17 protein-coding genes are annotated in these 16,051 nt (G+C 66.0%); 9 read left to right on the forward strand and 8 right to left on the reverse strand.

Features of this window, described 5'->3' with window-relative positions:
- The first annotated feature begins 129 nt into the window (after nucleotides 1–129).
- Nucleotides 130–537 carry a DUF4864 domain-containing protein gene (locus tag I6F31_RS16250; RefSeq protein ID WP_225114000.1) on the forward strand — a complete coding sequence of 136 codons (408 nt, stop codon included), beginning with the start codon at nucleotides 130–132 and terminating at the stop codon, nucleotides 535–537.
- A gap of 74 nt (nucleotides 538–611) precedes the next feature.
- On the opposite strand, the gene I6F31_RS16255 is transcribed toward I6F31_RS16250, so the two are convergent.
- Entirely contained in the window at nucleotides 612–1,877 is a 1,266-nt protein-coding gene (locus I6F31_RS16255; RefSeq protein ID WP_225134887.1) for an MFS transporter, read from the reverse strand.
- Nucleotides 1,831–2,076: a hypothetical protein gene (locus tag I6F31_RS16260; protein ID WP_225134901.1), complete on the reverse strand. Its 246-nt coding sequence runs from the start codon at nucleotides 2,074–2,076 to the stop codon at nucleotides 1,831–1,833. The genes I6F31_RS16255 and I6F31_RS16260 overlap by 47 nt, the downstream gene beginning before the upstream one ends.
- On the opposite strand from I6F31_RS16260, the gene I6F31_RS16265 reads away from it, so the two are divergent.
- From I6F31_RS16265 to I6F31_RS16300, 8 genes are all read left to right on the forward strand, one after another.
- Nucleotides 2,027–2,473: a hypothetical protein gene (locus I6F31_RS16265; protein ID WP_225185716.1), complete on the forward strand. Its 447-nt coding sequence runs from the start codon at nucleotides 2,027–2,029 to the stop codon at nucleotides 2,471–2,473. The two genes, I6F31_RS16260 and I6F31_RS16265, sit on opposite strands and share 50 nt — an antisense overlap.
- 76 nt (nucleotides 2,474–2,549) lie before the next feature.
- Complete coding sequence (locus I6F31_RS16270; protein WP_225113998.1) at nucleotides 2,550–2,831, forward strand: hypothetical protein; 282 nt, start codon at nucleotides 2,550–2,552, stop codon at nucleotides 2,829–2,831.
- 9 nt (nucleotides 2,832–2,840) lie between these two features.
- Nucleotides 2,841–4,268: a TolC family protein gene (locus I6F31_RS16275; RefSeq protein ID WP_225134785.1), complete on the forward strand. Its 1,428-nt coding sequence runs from the start codon at nucleotides 2,841–2,843 to the stop codon at nucleotides 4,266–4,268.
- A 13-nt stretch (nucleotides 4,269–4,281) separates the two neighbouring features.
- Complete coding sequence (locus I6F31_RS16280; protein ID WP_225185717.1) at nucleotides 4,282–5,616, forward strand: copper oxidase; 1,335 nt, start codon at nucleotides 4,282–4,284, stop codon at nucleotides 5,614–5,616.
- Between the two features lie 32 nt (nucleotides 5,617–5,648).
- Entirely contained in the window at nucleotides 5,649–6,104 is a 456-nt protein-coding gene (locus tag I6F31_RS16285) for a cupredoxin family protein (RefSeq protein WP_225134787.1), read from the forward strand.
- A 17-nt stretch (nucleotides 6,105–6,121) separates the two neighbouring features.
- Nucleotides 6,122–6,424 (forward strand): copper-binding protein, encoded by a 303-nt coding sequence (locus tag I6F31_RS16290; RefSeq protein ID WP_057027389.1) that lies wholly within the window; start codon nucleotides 6,122–6,124, stop codon nucleotides 6,422–6,424.
- Nucleotides 6,425–6,777: 353 nt separating this feature from the next.
- Nucleotides 6,778–8,919 carry a flagellar biosynthesis protein FlhA gene (gene flhA / locus I6F31_RS16295; RefSeq protein WP_225185718.1) on the forward strand — a complete coding sequence of 714 codons (2,142 nt, stop codon included), beginning with the start codon at nucleotides 6,778–6,780 and terminating at the stop codon, nucleotides 8,917–8,919.
- Between the two features lie 293 nt (nucleotides 8,920–9,212).
- Entirely contained in the window at nucleotides 9,213–9,413 is a 201-nt protein-coding gene (locus I6F31_RS16300; protein WP_225129146.1) for a hypothetical protein, read from the forward strand.
- A gap of 275 nt (nucleotides 9,414–9,688) precedes the next feature.
- Here the strand turns inward: I6F31_RS16300 and I6F31_RS16305 are convergent, their stop codons facing one another.
- The 6 genes from I6F31_RS16305 to fliI all read right to left on the reverse strand — a co-directional run bounded on the left by I6F31_RS16305 (nucleotide 9,689) and on the right by fliI (nucleotide 15,824).
- Nucleotides 9,689–10,909 carry an FAD-dependent oxidoreductase gene (locus I6F31_RS16305; protein ID WP_225185719.1) on the reverse strand — a complete coding sequence of 407 codons (1,221 nt, stop codon included), beginning with the start codon at nucleotides 10,907–10,909 and terminating at the stop codon, nucleotides 9,689–9,691.
- A gap of 116 nt (nucleotides 10,910–11,025) precedes the next feature.
- Nucleotides 11,026–11,985 (reverse strand): AraC family transcriptional regulator, encoded by a 960-nt coding sequence (locus I6F31_RS16310; RefSeq protein WP_225185720.1) that lies wholly within the window; start codon nucleotides 11,983–11,985, stop codon nucleotides 11,026–11,028.
- A 151-nt stretch (nucleotides 11,986–12,136) separates the two neighbouring features.
- The gene (locus tag I6F31_RS16315; RefSeq protein WP_225185721.1) at nucleotides 12,137–13,198 is read right to left on the reverse strand and encodes an anti-sigma factor; all 1,062 of its coding nucleotides are present in this window, start codon (nucleotides 13,196–13,198) and stop codon (nucleotides 12,137–12,139) included.
- A gap of 37 nt (nucleotides 13,199–13,235) precedes the next feature.
- Nucleotides 13,236–13,781 carry a sigma-70 family RNA polymerase sigma factor gene (locus I6F31_RS16320; protein WP_036026817.1) on the reverse strand — a complete coding sequence of 182 codons (546 nt, stop codon included), beginning with the start codon at nucleotides 13,779–13,781 and terminating at the stop codon, nucleotides 13,236–13,238.
- A 176-nt stretch (nucleotides 13,782–13,957) separates the two neighbouring features.
- Nucleotides 13,958–14,377: a flagellar export protein FliJ gene (fliJ, locus tag I6F31_RS16325; RefSeq protein ID WP_025032035.1), complete on the reverse strand. Its 420-nt coding sequence runs from the start codon at nucleotides 14,375–14,377 to the stop codon at nucleotides 13,958–13,960.
- Between the two features lie 121 nt (nucleotides 14,378–14,498).
- Nucleotides 14,499–15,824: a flagellar protein export ATPase FliI gene (gene fliI / locus I6F31_RS16330; RefSeq protein WP_225185722.1), complete on the reverse strand. Its 1,326-nt coding sequence runs from the start codon at nucleotides 15,822–15,824 to the stop codon at nucleotides 14,499–14,501.
- Nucleotides 15,825–16,051: the final 227 nt, after the last annotated feature.

The raw sequence follows: 16,051 nt of genomic DNA on the forward strand, positions 1-16,051 counted from the left end.
GTTGCGCCGCTGTCCCGGATGAGTCGGCATCTGGAGCGTTCAAACCCAGCGCGTGATATCTGAGTACACGCCCTGGCGGCACAGATGTGCTAGGATCGCCTTCGCCGGGTATTCAACGCGGAGCCTGTCATGCGCATCGCAGCCTTGCTGGTCGCTCTCATCATTGTTGCCTGTCATCATTCAGCTTTTGCCGGCGATGTCGCGGCTGCCCAGAGCATCATCCGCGCCCAGGAGCAGGCCTTCGTTCGCGACGATGCTGCGGCGGCTTATTCCTATGCGGCGCCGGCGATCAAGGAGATCTTTCCCGCGCCCGACATCTTCATGTCCATGGTGCAGAACGGCTACGCGCCGGTCTATCGTCACAAGAGCTTCGAATTCGGCGAGAGCAAGAGCGATGGCGGCTGGATCGCCCAGCGCGTCCATATCGTCGATGCCAATGGCGAGGCCTGGGAGGCGCTCTACACGCTCGAGCAGCAGGGCGACGGCAGCTACAAGATCACCGGCTGCTCGCTGCTGAAGGCGGGACAGGCGGTTTAAAGCATGATCCGGACCCGGAGGGTCGCGCTAGCGCAAAGTGTGTAGCGGTTTTCCGAAAAGTCCATGCTCAAACCTTAAGTAGCAAAACCCGGGCCGGTCTTGACCGAGCCCATCCGCGCGCGGATCAAGAGCAGCACGACGATGCCGATGTTCAGCGCATTCCAGGCGACGCCGTTGGCGAATGCCGCCGCATACGAGCCGGTGGCGTCGAAGATCACGCCGGACACCCAGCCGCCGAAGGACATGCCGAACACGGAGGCAAAGATCACGATGCCGACGCGGGTCGCGGCCTCGCTCGCCGGCATCGCCTCGCGCACGATGATGGCGTAGCTCGGCACGATGCCGCCCTGGAACAGGCCGAACATCGCGGAGATCAGATAAAGCGAGGTCAGGCTGTCGAAGAACAGATAGAACACCAGCGCAAAGCCCTGCGCCAGCGATCCCACCAGCAGCGTGTAGATGCCGCCGATCTTGTCGGCGAGGTAGCCCGAGCCGATCCGGCTGACGATGCCGCAGCCCATCATCAGGGACAGCATCTCGGCGCCGCGCGCGACGCCATAGCCGAGATCGCCGCAATAGGCGACGATGTGCACCTGCGGCATGGCCATCGCCACGCAGCAGGAGATGCTGGCGATCGAGAGCAGCACCGTCAGCGTATTCGTCGACAGCCGGAGATCGACCCGCGGCGGCGGCGCGTTGGCATGGTCGTGGACGGTGTCGCGGCCCATCTGCGCGCGCAGGATCAGCACCAGCACCGTCATCAGGCCGGCGCAGACGATGCCTATGCCGATATGGGTGTAACGCCAGCCGATGTCCTGCGTGCCCCAGCTCACGATCGGCGGCCACATCGCGCCGGCGACGTAATTGCCGCTGGCGACGATGGTCACGGCAAGACCGCGATAGCGCTCGAACCAGTGCGAAGCTTCGGCCATCAGCGGCGCAAAGGTCGCCGACGTCCCGAGCCCGATGAAGAAATAAGCCGCCACGAACTGCCAGAGCTGGCCCGACAGGCCCGCGAGCACGTTGGCGACGCCGAGGAAGGCGATGCTGATCGCCATCGCCGGAACGATGCCGAACCGGTCGGTGATCTTGCCCGCGATCACGCCGCCGAGCCCGAACCCGAACATCATGAGGGTGAAGGCCAGCGACACCGCGCCGCGCGTGGCTCCGAATTCGGCCTGCACCACGGGAATCACGACCACGACCGCCCACATGCCGACGGCGCCGATCGAGCCGATCAGGAGGGCAATGACGAGCCGCACCCAGGCCTGACGGGAGTCAGGGGTGAAGGCGTCAGGTGTTTGCCCTGGATGATTTGGCGCGTGCACGGGCAGGACCATGTTCGCGGACCGCCGCATGGTCAACCATCTTGCCGCGATATTGGGCATGCGCGGTGCGCTGCGGTAATAAGCTCTTGGCGAATGCGTCTTTTGCCATTAGTTTGCAACAAGCGTGTGCAACATTGCCGCGCGAGGAGCCTATCGGCGGAATGTTGATGCGATTGACGCGATCGATGCGGATCAGGGTGGGGCGGATCATCGCCCTCGCCTATCTGTTCTGCGTGCTCGCGCCGGCCGCAAGCCTCGCCTGGGGCAGTGCTGCGCCCTGCCTCGGCGACGATGCCCAGGCTGACCTCGTTCCGGCGCATCACCATATGGCTGCGAGCCATGATATGGCTGCGAACCCTGGCGATGTTCCGCACGAGCACGCCGGAACGCCTTCGCAGACCGCTGCGAAGGACGCACCTGCTCCGATTCATCACGACGGCAAGGGAACTGTGGGCCCCTGCTGTGCGATGATGTGCGTCAGCGCGCTGCCGGCCGATCTGCCCAGCCTCGCCACGCCGCTCCGGCCGATGTCGACCTGTGCGCCCGAGATCGTGCCCAGCCTGCACAGCGCGGCGCCGCCCCAGCACTACCGTCCCCCCATCGCCTGATCTGACATGACGGCGTCGGTTTCGATGCGCGCTTTTGCGCGCGCGAACCTGTGGTCTCCAGATCAGGAATTAAGACATGGTTGCGCTTTCCGGGGCGAAATCTGCCGCATCCGCGGTGGGTGATCGACACTCACGTTTCACTTGGCTGCTGCTGGCCTTTGCCGGGCCGACGCTGTCCGGCTGCGTGCCGACAACGACGCACATGGCCAGCGCGGATCCCGCAGATCCGGCGGCGAAGGTGGCCCCAATCGGCTATCGCTCGACCATCGCGCCCTATACCAGCCTGCGGCCTGCGACCCCGGCACCCTGGCGTGGCCGCAACGAGGCGGTGACGCCGCAGCCGAAGCAAGAGCGGTAGGAGCGCGCCATGTCACAGCATTTTGCGCGAGGCCTGCTCGTGCTCGCCGCGCTCGGACTTTCCGGCTGCGCCGCGTTCTCGCCCGACAGCGGCATGAGCGCGGTCTCGGATCTGACGAGCCAGGCCATCAACAAGGACGTCGCCTTCGTGCGCTCGGCCGAGGGTGCCGCCGCGGTCGATGCCCGCGTCCGCCAGCTGCTCTCGCGCACGCTCAGCGTCGACGCCGCCGTGCAGATCGCACTGCTCAACAACAAGGGACTGCAGGCCGCCTACAACGAGCTGGCGCTGGCGGAGACCGAGCTGGTCGAGCAGAGCCTGCCGGCCAATCCGGTGTTCGCAGTCTCTCGCATCACCGGCAATGGCGCCAGCGAGATCGAACGCCAAGTGGTCGGCGACATCCTCGCGCTCGCCACCCTGCCGTTCCGGTCCGAGATCGCCCGGGAACGCTTCCGCGGAGCGCAGCTGCGCGCCGCGCTGGCGACGCTGCGGCTCGCCTCGGACGTGCGCCGCGCCTATGTCCGTGCGGTTGCCGCCAACGAGATGGTGGGGCTGCTGACCGACGCGAAGGCGACGGCGGAATCGACCGCACAGCTCGCGCTCAAGCTCGGCGAGACCGGCTCGCTCAACAAGCTCGACCAGGCCCGCGAGCAGGTGTTCTATGCCGAGACCACCGCCGACCTCGCCACCGCGCGGCAGATGGCTGCGAGCGCGCGCGAAAGGCTGGCGCGCCAGATGGGGCTGTGGGACGACGGTCTCGACTTCCGCCTGCCCAATCAACTGCCGCCATTGCCGCGCCGGCCGCTGGCCCTCCCCACGATCGAGGCCGATGCGGTGGCGCATCGCCTCGACCTGCAGATCGCGCGGCTTGAGCTGGCCGCGCTGGCGAAGGCGCTGAACCTCACCGAGGCGACGCGCTTCGTGACACTGCTCGATATCGCCGGCATCTCCCGCCGCACCCAGGATCCGGAAGGACCGCCCTTCCGCGAGCGCGGCTTCGACCTGCAGTTCCAGATTCCGGTCTTCGACGGCGGCGAGGTGCGCGTGCGCCAGGCGGCAGAGACCTACAACCTCGCCTTCAACCGCCTGACCGAGCGGGCCGTGAATGTGCGGTCCGAGGCGCGCGACGCCTATCGCGTCTATCGCTCCACTTACGACATCGCCGGCCACTACCAGCGCGAGATCATCCCGTTGCGAAAGATCATCACCGAGGAGATGCAGCTGCGCTTCTCCAGCATGCAGGTCGACATCTTCGCGCTGCTCACCGAGGCGCGGCAGCGCCTCGCGGCGCTGCGCGGCGCGATCGATGCCAGGCAGAGATTCTTCCTCGCCCAGGCCGATCTGCAGACCGCCGTCAACGGCGGCGGTCTGCCCGCCGCCGTTGGCGACAATCCAACCACCGTTGCCGCGGCAGCTCCTGCCGAAGGCGGCGGCCACTGAGACGGAGGCCAAGATGTTTTCCCGCCGAGGATTTTTAGGCACCGCCGCGCTTGTCGGCGCATCCGCCATTCAAGGCCGCGTCCAGGCCGCGTCGATTCCGGAAGCACCCACCATGGACAAGGTGGTGATGCAGCCGCCGCTGCATCCGAGCAGCGGCCCTGACTACCGACCCGTGGTCACGCTGAACGGCTGGTCGCTGCCGTTCCGCATGAACGGCGACTGGAAGGAGTTCCATCTCGTCGCCGAGCCGGTGGTGCGGGAATTCGCCGAGGGCATGAAGGTGAATTTGTGGGGCTACAACGGGCAATCGCCGGGCCCGACCATCGAGGCCGTCGAGGGCGACAAGGTGCGCATCTTCGTCACCAACCGCTTACCCGAATACACCACGGTGCACTGGCACGGCATGATCATCCCGAGCGGCATGGACGGCGTCGGCGGATTGAACCAGCCGCACATCGAACCGGGCAAGACCTTCGTCTACGAATTCGAGATGAAGAAGAGCGGAACCTTCATGTACCACCCGCATTCCGACGAGATGGTGCAGATGGCGATGGGCATGATGGGCATGTTCATCGTGCACCCGCGCGACCCGAGTTTCCGCGCCGTCGACCGCGACTTCGTGTTCGTGATGAGCACCTATCGCGTCGACCCCGGCACCTATCTGCCGCACGTCAACGAGATGACGGACTTCAACATGTGGACCTGGAACGCGCGGGTCTTTCCCGGAATCGATCCGCTGCCGGTCAGGCTCGGCGACAAGGTGCGCGTGCGCATCGGCAATCTCAGCATGACCAACCATCCGATTCATTTGCATGGCCACAGCTTCGCGGTGACCTGCACCGATGGCGGCTGGATTCAGGAGAGCGCGCAGATCCCGGAGACGACCACCGACGTCCCGGTCGGCGCCATCAGGGTGTTCGACGTGCTCGCCGACAATCCCGGCGACTGGGCGTTCCATTGCCACAAGTCGCACCACACCATGAATTCGATGGGACACGACGTGCGCAACCTGATCGGCGTATCGCGCAAGGACCTCGCCAAGGCCGTCGGCAAGCTCGCGCCCGACGGCATGGCCATGGGCTCGACCGGCATGGCGATGGGCAACATGGAGATGCCCGCGCCCGACAACACGCTGCCGATGATGACTGGCACCGGCCAGTTCGGGCCGATCGAGATGGGCGGCATGTTCACCGTGATGAAGATCCGCGAAGGCCTCACGCGCGACGATTACCGCGATCCTGGTCCGTACAAATTCCCGCCAGGCACCGTCGCCTACGAAGTCGCCGCACCCGCCCCGGAGCCGGCGCGGCAGAAATCCGGCAGTCCGCCGATGAAGCACAAGATGTGAGCGTTTCGATGAACCACCAACCGGAGACTACGATGAAGACCACGATCAAGCTCGCCGTCGCGCTGGCTGCACTTTCGACCGCGCCGGCCTTTGCGCACGACAAGCACGGGCACGGAAACTATTCGGCCGGCGAGCCCGGCGATCCCAAGAAGCCCGCACGCACTATCGAAATCCTGATGAACGAGATGGACTACACGCCCGCGAAAATCGAGGTGAAGCGCGGAGAGCAGATCCGATTCGTGCTGCGCAATGTCGGCAAGGAGGACCACGAATTCCTGCTGGCCACGACCAAGGAGAACCTCGCGCATGCGGACCAGATGAAGAAACATCCGCACATGGAGCACGACGAGCCTAATGCGGCGCGGCTTGCCCCAAAGAAGACGACCGAGATCCTCTGGAAGTTCAGCAAACGCGGCACCTTCGAATATTCGTGCCTCATTCCCGACCATCGCGAGTACGGCATGGTCGGCCAGGTCACCGTGAAGTAACGCGAAAGGAGATCCACATGAACCGCATCATCCGTATCGCTTCGGCGCTGGCGCTGACCGTCGGCCTTGCGACTGCAACCCTCGCCGCCGAAGGCGCGGCGATCAGCGGCGAGGTGAAGAAGATCGACGAAGGCGCCGGCAAGATCACGCTCAAGCACGGACCGGCGAAGAGCCTCGGCATGGAGGACCCCATGACCATGGTCTATCGGGTCAAGGATCCCGCCATGCTCAAGCAGGTGAAGGTCGGCGACAAGATCACCTTCGAGGCCGAGGAAGCGGCGTCGGGCTACACGGTGACCAAGATGCAGAAGGCGAAGTAGGGCAGCCTCGCCTGGCCGTCATTCCGGGGCGCGCCTCTTGGCGCGAGCCCGGAATCCATTTCACCACCATACCTGCGGCCCGATGGATTCCGGGCTCGATGCTCCGCATCGCCCCGGTATGACAACCCGCCCCCGAAACACCCCGGTCTGAGCTCTTCCCACCCCTTCCGTTAACGCTTTGCTAACCATACACCAGGCAAAAATTGCCGGGTGAAGTCGAGTGTCGTCAGCCGCGTAGAACGGGAGCTCCCGTGGACGCCAGTGCGGTGCCTCACTTTCGGAACGGCGGCCCGTCGGCCGCCGCGCAGACGTTTGGGGCGCGCGGACGGCAGGCGCGCGGGGAGGCAGCTACCATGGTCGACGTCACCGCGGGACAGGGCGTAGGCGGCGCGAAGCCCGGCATCCCCTCCCTCAACGAGATCGTCACCGTGCTCAAGCGCGGCGACATCGCGCTGGCGCTCGGCGTTCTCACCATCCTCGTGGTGCTGATCCTGCCGCTGCCGGCGATCGTGCTGGACCTGTTCCTCGCGATCTCGATCACGCTCTCGATCCTGATCCTGATGACCTCGCTGTTCATCCAGGCGCCGCTGGAATTCTCCGCCTTCCCGACCGTCCTGCTGATCTCGACCATGCTGCGCCTGTCGCTCAACATGGCCTCGACCCGCCTGATCCTGACGCACGGCCACGAGGGCACGGCTGCCGCCGGTCACGTCATCGAAGCCTTCGGCAACTTCGTAATGGGCGGCAATTTCGTCATCGGCATCATCGTCTTCGCCATCCTGATCATCGTCAATTTCGTCGTCATCACCAAGGGTTCGGGCCGCATCGCCGAAGTCGCCGCGCGCTTCCATCTCGACGCCATGCCCGGCAAGCAGATGGCGATTGACGCCGACCTTTCCGCCGGCCTGATCGACGAGAAGGTCGCCAAGGAGCGGCGCAAGGAGCTGGAGGACGAGAGCGGCTTCTTCGGCGCCATGGACGGTGCCTCGAAGTTCGTCCGGGGCGACGCCATCGCCGGCCTCTTGATCGTCTTCATCAACGTCGTCGGCGGCATGATCATCGGCGTCGCGCAGCAGGGCATGTCCTTCGCCGACGCCGGCCGTACCTACACGCTGCTGACCGTCGGTGACGGCCTCGTCACCCAGGTGCCGGCGCTGATCGTCTCGACCGCGGCCGGCCTGCTCGTCTCCAAGGCCGGCGTCTCCGGCGCGGCCGACAAGGCGCTGATGAAGCAGTTCTCCGGCTATCCGCAGGCGCTGGCGATGTCCTCGGCGGTGATGCTGGTGCTGGCGGCGCTGCCGGGCATTCCGACCCTTCCGTTCCTCGCGCTCGGCGCCGGCGCCGGCGCGCTGGCCTGGAACGCCCGCAACCGCAATCGGGTGGCGGCCAAGGCCGAAGCAGCCGTTCATGCGGCGCCCGCGCCGGGAACGCCGGGTGCGCCAGGCGCTGCCGCGACCGAAGAGCCGATCTCGGCCGCGCTCAAGATCGACGACCTCAAGATCGAGCTCGGCTACGCCCTGCTGCCGCTGGTCAACGGCCCCGACGGCACCGACCGCCTCACCGAGCAGATCAAGGCGCTGCGCCGCTCGCTCGCGATCGAGATGGGCTTCGTGATGCCGGCGGTGCGCATCCTCGACAACGTCCAGCTCGAGGCCAACACCTACATCATCAAGATCAAGGAGGTCGACGCCGGCACCGGCAAGATCTGGCCGAACCAGTTCATGGTCATGGATCCCGGCGGCAGCCAGGTGCAGGTGCCCGGCATCCACACCACCGAGCCGACCTTCGGCCTGCCCGCAACCTGGGTCGATGCCAGCCTCAAGGAAGAGGCCTCGCTCAAGGGCTACACCGTCGTCGACGCCGCGACCGTGCTCTCGACCCATCTCACCGAGCTGCTCAAGGCCAACATGTCGGACCTGTTGTCCTACGGCGAGGTGCAGAAGCTGCTCAAGGAGCTGCCGAAGGAGCAGAGCGAGCTGGTCAAGGACATCGTCCCGGGCCAGGTCACGGTCTCCGGCATCCAGCGCGTGCTGCAGCTGCTGCTCGCCGAGCGCATCTCGATCCGCGACCTCTCGACCATCCTCGAAGGCATCGCGGATTCGCTCGCCTTCTCGCGCAACCCCGCGACCATGGTCGAGCACGTCCGCGCCCGCCTAGCGCGGCAGATTTGCGCGCAGAACACCTCCTACGCCGGCTATCTGCCGCTGATCGCACTGTCGGCGAAATGGGAGCAGGCTTTTGCCGAATCCATCATCGGCCAGGGCGAGGAGCGGAGCCTTGCCATGCAGCCCTCGAAACTCTCGGAGTTCATGACTGCCGTGCGCGAGGCCTTCGAGCGCGCCGCCCGCGAAGGCGAGGCGCCGGTGCTGGTCACCTCCGCTTCCATTCGGCCCTTCGTGCGCTCCCTGGTGGAACGGTTCCGGGCCCAGACCACCGTGCTGTCGCAGGCCGAAATCCACCCCAGGGCGAGGCTGAAAACCGTCGGAAGCATCTGATTTGCCTTAAGAAGCCGTGTGTTTTTCAGCCACAGGCAAATGGTTTTTGAGTTCCTGGCGCCTTGTCGACCAAGGCCTCAAAAGCCGGCAATAGGCTCATTACAGCTTTGAAATAATTATAAAAAAGACCGATCAAGGGTCGCCTTTGATCGCGATCTATCACGTCATATCACGCCCTTGTGATGGCCCCTTGGGAACGAATCCCCCCGATACTAGGTTGATGGGCACCGGAAGCATGAACCTGCCTCAAACGGCTGGCGACTACTTCGGGTAGATGGCGGCAGGAGGCTTCCATGAACCACTCGATCTACAGCGCAGATCGCGCGACCCATTTGAAAATCGTGGTCGTCGCCCTCGTCGCAGGGATCGCGGTGGCTGGCCTCGGCATCACGGCACGTTCGGGTCCGGATGAAGGCCTGACCCAGACCGCCCGCGTCATCAAGGCCGGCAAGCCGGTCGTTGTCACCAGTTCGAACGCGTCCCTCGTTCGCTAAGGAGACCTGACGAGTTTTGTGAATTCACGCGGCTCTTTACCAGCCCCCCAAAGTCGCCACGTGGATATGTAGACGACCCCAACCCCAAGTCGACTACAGAAAGCGCCCGCCCCCCACGGGCGCTTTCCCATTTCTGGTACCTCGTCATTGCGAGCGCACGCGCGTCCAATTCGTCATTGCGAGCGCAGCGAAGCAATCCAGACTGCCTCCGCGGAAAGACTTTGGATTGCTTCGCTGCGCTCGCAATGACGGAGCAAGCGGCACGCCGTCGCCAACTATCGCGCCCCGTAAGTCGGCGGCGGCGCCTGCACGGTCGGGGCGGCGGCAGCGAACAGCTCGTCCTTGCGTCCCGAGAGCGGCGGATAGATGCGGTTGCGGTTGATCGTCTGTTTGGTCGCCTTCGCGGCCGCGCCGGTGGCACGGACCTCGCGATTCCATCCTTCGGTATAGAGCGCGCCCCAGCCGCCGAGGTCGAGCACGGTCACGTACCAGTCGATCCGCAGCGGCAGCATGGGCAGGCCGACGAGATCGGCGACCACGTTGTGGCCGGCGAAGCGGCCCATGGGACGGGCGAACTGGCAGGACATCACGGTCGGATGCAGCCCGTCGATCACGCTCGACGCAACATCGCCGGCCGCGAACACGCCGCCGACATCGGCCACACGCATGAAGGGATCGACGAGGAGACGCCCGAGGGAATCGCGCCCGCCCGGAAAGCTCGCGGCCAAAGGGCTTGCCCGCATGCCCGCGCACCAGATCACCGTCCGTGCCGGAATGAATTCGCCCGAGCTCAGGCGCATGCCCGCGGCCTCGATCGCGGCGACACGCACGCCGAGCCGCGTCTCGATGTCGAGCGAAGCCAGGGCCGTCTCGATCACCGGGCGCGCGTTCGCGCCGATGCTGGCGCCGACGCTCGGATTGGGATCGACGAGGACGATGCGGCGGCGGCCGGTGATCCCTGCGCGCGCCAACTGGTCCGGCATCTCAGCTGCGACTTCGATGCCGGTGAAGCCGGCGCCGACCACGACCGCCGTTGAATGGCCCGGAGACGGCGCGCTGCGTCCGAGCGAAACCAGATGATCTTCAAGGCGGAGCGCCGCGGCATAGGTGTCGACGTCGAAGGCGTGCGCGGCAAGGCCGGGAATGTCGGGACGCATCACCGCGCTGCCGAGCGCCAGCACCAGGCGGTCGTAGTGCAGCGTCTCCGCGCCGGCGCTGGTGACGAGCGAGATTTCGCGCCGGGCCGGATCGACGGCCTCGACCTCGCCAAGGCCGTGGCTGACGCCGATCGGATCGAGCAGTTGCGGAAGCGGAAGCGCGACCTCGGCGAGATCGGCCTCGTAATTGCGCACGCGGATATTGTGATAGGGATTGCGGTCGACGAGACGGATCTCGATGTCGCGATCGCTCGCACCGATCTCCTCGCGCTTGCGCGCGGCGCCGATGGCCGCCCACAACCCCGCAAACCCGGCGCCGAGCACGACGATACGCGCCATCTCCGCCTACTGCACTTTCCCGAGGAAACCTGCGGCCTGCCCGCGGAGACAGACTAGCGCAACAACAGGCGCCGACCAAATGCGGCGGCGTCCGCGCCGCTGCACAAAATCGCGATTTACGCCTCGCGCAGCTCCGACGGCGTCGTGCCGAAGCGCTTGCGGAAGGCGCGGTTGAAGTAGGACAGATCGGAGAAGCCGGAGGAATGCGCGATGTCGCTGATCTTGCGCATCCTGGCGCGGGGATCGCCGAGCAGCTTGCGCGCGTGGAGCAGGCGCTGCTCCAGCACGAATTCGGTGAAGGTCGTGCCGGCCTGCTCGAACAGGCGCTGGGCCTGGCGCGGGCTCAAGCCCGAGCGCGTCGCAACTTCGGCGAGGCAGAGATCGTTGCGGCCGAGTGCGGCCATCACGTCGGCGCGCATGAGATCGAGGCGCGCCGCCGCCTGCCCGCGACCGCGTGCGCGGCTTGCGTGCTCGGCATCGGTGCCGAGCAGGAGGCCGACGAGATCGACCATGTGCTGCGCGGTCAGGCGCTGGCCGACCGCATCGAGATGCGGCGCGTGATTGGCGGCGATCGCGTGGTAGCGGAAGATGGTCTCGGCGACTGCGCCGTCGACTAGCACCTGCGAGAGCTTGTCCTCGGCGCGCGGATTAATGTCGAGCAGCGCACGGCGCGGCATGCGAATGCTGGTGAAGCGGTCGGCCTCGGTGTGGCCGACGGTCCCGGTCACGCTCATGTCGACGAGCACCATCTGGGCGGGCGCGAGCTCGATGGTGTGGCCGTTCTGCCCGACGCGGACGAGCCCTGCGTGGGCCGCGATCAGGACGAGATCGTCGCTGCCGTCGGCAAGGTGGCTCTGTGTGCGGGAATATTGCGCCGAGGCACCTTCCGGAATGGCAAGGGTGATGTTGTCGACGACGCTGATCTGCAGCCGGCAATCGATGCTGTCGCCACGGCTCGGCCCGATATCGAGGCCGCAGCGACCGACGGCCCGCTCGCGCCAATGCTCGAAGGCCGGACCGTGCGGCAGGCCTGCATATTGGTGAAGGAAGATGCCCGGCGTTCTCGCTGCATCCATCTGATTTTCTCGCCCTTTCCGGCATCAATCGCGTTCAAATTCCGGGAATTTGACGCCGTGGACCGAGGCGAGGTTCAAATCGAGGGCGGATTCGGGAGCACTTGTCGGGCTGCGACAGCGGGATGGACCGTGGCGACAGTCTCCGTGGCACCTATTTTTGCGCGGGCGCCTGCGGTTGGGCCGGCGGCACGGTCTCGATCAGCTTGCCGGAAAACACCGGGGCGGAGGTCGGCTGGCCGTTCGGCGAGCCGCCCGCCTGCTCGATGGTGACGGCGAAGGTCGCGCTATTGACGACCTCGGCATCGTAGGAGGCGAGCAGTGGACGCGCGGTGAAATCGCCGGCGCCGATCACGCCGAGCGAGCGCGGGCGCGGCAGCTTGTCCGAGATCAGCCAGAGCTCGAAGCTCTTGCCGGGCTCCGGCGTCGCGCCGACCTTCCGCACCGTGAAATTCCGCGTCGCGCCGTCGATGGTGAGGATGAAGGCGGGGCCACCGCCCTGGCCCTGCAGCAGCGCAACATATTGCGCGGAGGCGGCGAGCGGCGCGGCCGGCGTCTTCACCTCGACCGTCTGGATGCGCGGCGGGGGACGCAAAGCGCCCGGCAGCGCGTCGGGCAGCAAGATCTGCAGCGACAGCGTTACGAGCAGCGCGGCCGCGAGCGCGCCAATGGCGGAAGCGATGGTGCGCCAGCGCTTCACCCGTCTCTCAAGACGAATCACATTGCTGTCGTCGACCACCGGCGCCTGCGGCGTACGGACGACGTTGGCATCCGGCGCATGGACTTGCGGGATGAATTGCGGCGCGATGTCCGGAACAGCATCAAACTCGGGACGCGGCGCCTCAGGCGCGGCGGCTTCGGGCTGCTGCACCTCAGCCGACTGCGGGCTCTCGGGCGGAGATTCCGCAGCTGCCAGCGAGGACGTCTCGGGCACAGGCGGCTGTGGTGGCGGCGAAGCTTCGGCAGGCGCAGGCGGCTCCTGCGCGGCGGTCGTGCGCGCGATCTCCGCCCTGATGTTCTCCCACACGATCGGACGCGGCTCGACCGAGCCGACCATCTGGTTGAGCACGCCGAGCCGATAGGCCCAGGCCTGCACGATCTCGGCGAACGCCGGGTCCACCGCCATCATGGTCTCGACCTGCGCGCGCTCGTCGGCGCCGAGCGTCCCGAGCGCATATTCCGCGGCGAGCGCGATATGGTCCTCCGTGTAGGCCATCAATTGCAGTCCAGAACCACCCTCATCATCCAAGCGATCACAGTCCGAGGCACTCCCGGATATCCAGCATGCTGCGCCGCAGCCACGTCTTCACCGTGTTGACCGGCGCTGAAAACTTCTCCGCCAATTGCTCGCGGCTCCACCCGTTGTAATAGGCGAGCAGCACGAGCCTCTGACGGTCCGGCTCGAGCCGGCCGATGCATTCCAGGAGCCGCTTCAGCTCCTCGGTCATCTCGCGGCGGGCCAGCGGATCGGGACTTTCGGCCGCGACTTCCATCGCCTGAGGCTCTTCCTCGATGGAGGCTTCCGACTTCTTGCGCACGATGTCGATGGCGCGGTTGCGGGCGATCGAGGCCATCCACGTGATCGGCGAGGACAGGGCCGGATTGAACTGGCCGGCGCTGTTCCAGATCTTGACGTAAGTCTCCTGAATGACCTCCTCCGCGAGATCCTGCCTGCGCAAGATACGGAGCACGACGCCATAGAGTTTCGCGCGCGTGGCGGCGTAGAGGCGCTCGAACGCGGCCTGATCGCCCTTCGCCACCGCCTCAATCAACCCGACCAGCTCCGCTGGCGTCAGCATTCAGCCCCCCAACACGCGGGCCGTCGCGTTCCGCGTAGACCCCGGCACCGCACCACCATAGCGCGCGGCCAAGCCGACCACCAAGGGGCGCGGCGCCACACTGTGGACAGCACATGCGAAAACCCGGACCTTGCGGGTCCGGGTTCTGGAATTTCTGGTGGTCTGGCGCTAGCGGCTCAGGCGACGGCGCCGATGCGGGCACGCATCAGGCCGATGCTGTCGAGGTCGGCCTGCTCGCGGGCGTTCTCCTCGGCACGCTCGCGGGCCTGGTCGCGCTCGTCGAGCAGCTCGACCTTTTTCAGCTCCTCGAAGGCCTCGGCCAGTGCGGCCTTGGCTTCCTCGAGCTGGCCCTTGAGCTCGTCGGCCGAGCGGGTCAGGTTCTCGCGGCGCTGGATCGCGGCTTTGGCGTAGGTCGGGTAGGCGAAGTGCGAGGGATCGTTGATCCCGGCGCGCTCCTGCTCGGTCTGGATCTCGCGTTCGAGATCGACCGACATGCGCTGGAAGTCGGCGATCATGGTCTCGATCTGGGTGACCCGGCGGCGCTTCTCGTCGACCTGAAACTTCTTCAGGCGGATGAGGGTATCTCGTGACTTCATCGACTCGTACTCCCCAGAAGTCCCCCCGCTGCACGTGGGACGATACCGGTCACCCCACGGGCCCGAAGGGGGCCCAGACCGGCTCTGCTACTCTGTGGGATCGGATGATGACCGGACAAAGTTAGCGTTCCGTTTCCAAATTGCCGAGGATTTGCGCCAATTGGCGATAGCCCTCCGCGAGCGATGCCTTTTCGTCCTTGCGCTGGCGCAGGAAGGCTTCCAGCGGCTCGTTGAGGCGGATGGCCTCGTCGACCTCGGGACTGGAGCCGGCGCGGTAGGCGCCGAGACGGATCAATTCCTCCATGTCGGCATAGGTCGCCATCACCTGGCGCGCCCGCTGGATCACCGGCCAGAACTGCGGATCGGCCGATTTCGGCATCGTGCGCGAGACGGATTTGAGAATGTTGATCGCGGGATAGCGGCCGCGCTCGGCGATCGAGCGCTGCATCACGATGTGACCGTCGAGGATGCCGCGGACGGCATCGGCGATCGGCTCGTTATGGTCGTCGCCGTCGACCAGCACCGTGAAGATCGCGGTGATGGCGCCCTCGCCCAATCCCGGCCCGGCACGCTCCAGCAGCTTCGGCAACTCGGTGAAGACGGTCGGCGTGTAACCCTTGGCGGTCGGCGGCTCCCCGGCAGACAGGCCGATCTCGCGCTGGGCCATCGCAAAGCGCGTCACCGAGTCCATCAGGCAGAGCACGTCCTTGTCCTCGTCGCGAAAATATTCGGCGACCGCGAGCGTGAGGTAGGCCGCCTGGCGGCGCATCAGGGCCGGCTCGTCGGAGGTCGCGACCACCACGACTGAGCGCGCAAGGCCCTCCTCGCCGAGATCGTCCTGCAGGAATTCCTGCACCTCGCGGCCGCGTTCGCCGATCAGCCCGATGACACTGACATCGGCATCGACGTTGCGCGCCAGCATCGACAGCAGCACCGACTTGCCGACGCCGGAGCCTGCGAAGATGCCCATGCGCTGACCGCGGCAGCAGGTGAGGAAGGTGTTCATGGCGCGCACGCCGAGGTCGAGCGGGCTGCCGACGCGCTTGCGCGAATGGGCGGGCGGCGGCGTATTGCGGAACGGCATCGGCGAAGAGCCCTGCGGCAGCGGCCCCTTGCCGTCGATCGGCTCGCCCAGCGCATTGACGACGCGTCCCAGCCAGGCCGCGGACGGCCTCACCTGGTTGGCGGCATTGGCGATGACCGCCTTGCAGCCGCGGCGTACGCCCTCGAGGCCGGCGAACGGCATCACGACGGCATTGTTGCCGGAGAAGCCGATCACCTCGCAGGGAATGGTGCGGTTGGCGCCGGTCTCGATCACCAGCCGCGCGCCGACCGACATCGCGTGGATAGGGCCGGCCACCTCGACCATCAGACCGCGAACGCCGACCACGCGGCCATAGATGTTGACGCCGTCGATGTCGCCGATCTGTTCGGCAAGAGCCTTCATAGGAGGGCCTTCACAGGGGGGCCTTCATCAGCAGCGCGCCTTCATATGAGGGTGCTCATGAGATGATCGCTTTCGGTGATCCCGGGACATCACGGTGAAAACCTTAAGTTTCGCCATATTTCTGAACGGCGCTTAACTTCGTGTTTACCCGCATCATTAATCATTGCGTCACTGTCTTTGAGACTGAGCGTGCCTCCCCTTCAGAAGAAGGCTGAGTCGCGGGAGTC

The sequence above is a fragment of the Bradyrhizobium sp. NBAIM01 genome (assembly GCF_020194115.1).
In the GTDB taxonomy this organism is placed as follows: Bacteria; Pseudomonadota; Alphaproteobacteria; order Rhizobiales; family Xanthobacteraceae; genus Bradyrhizobium; species Bradyrhizobium yuanmingense.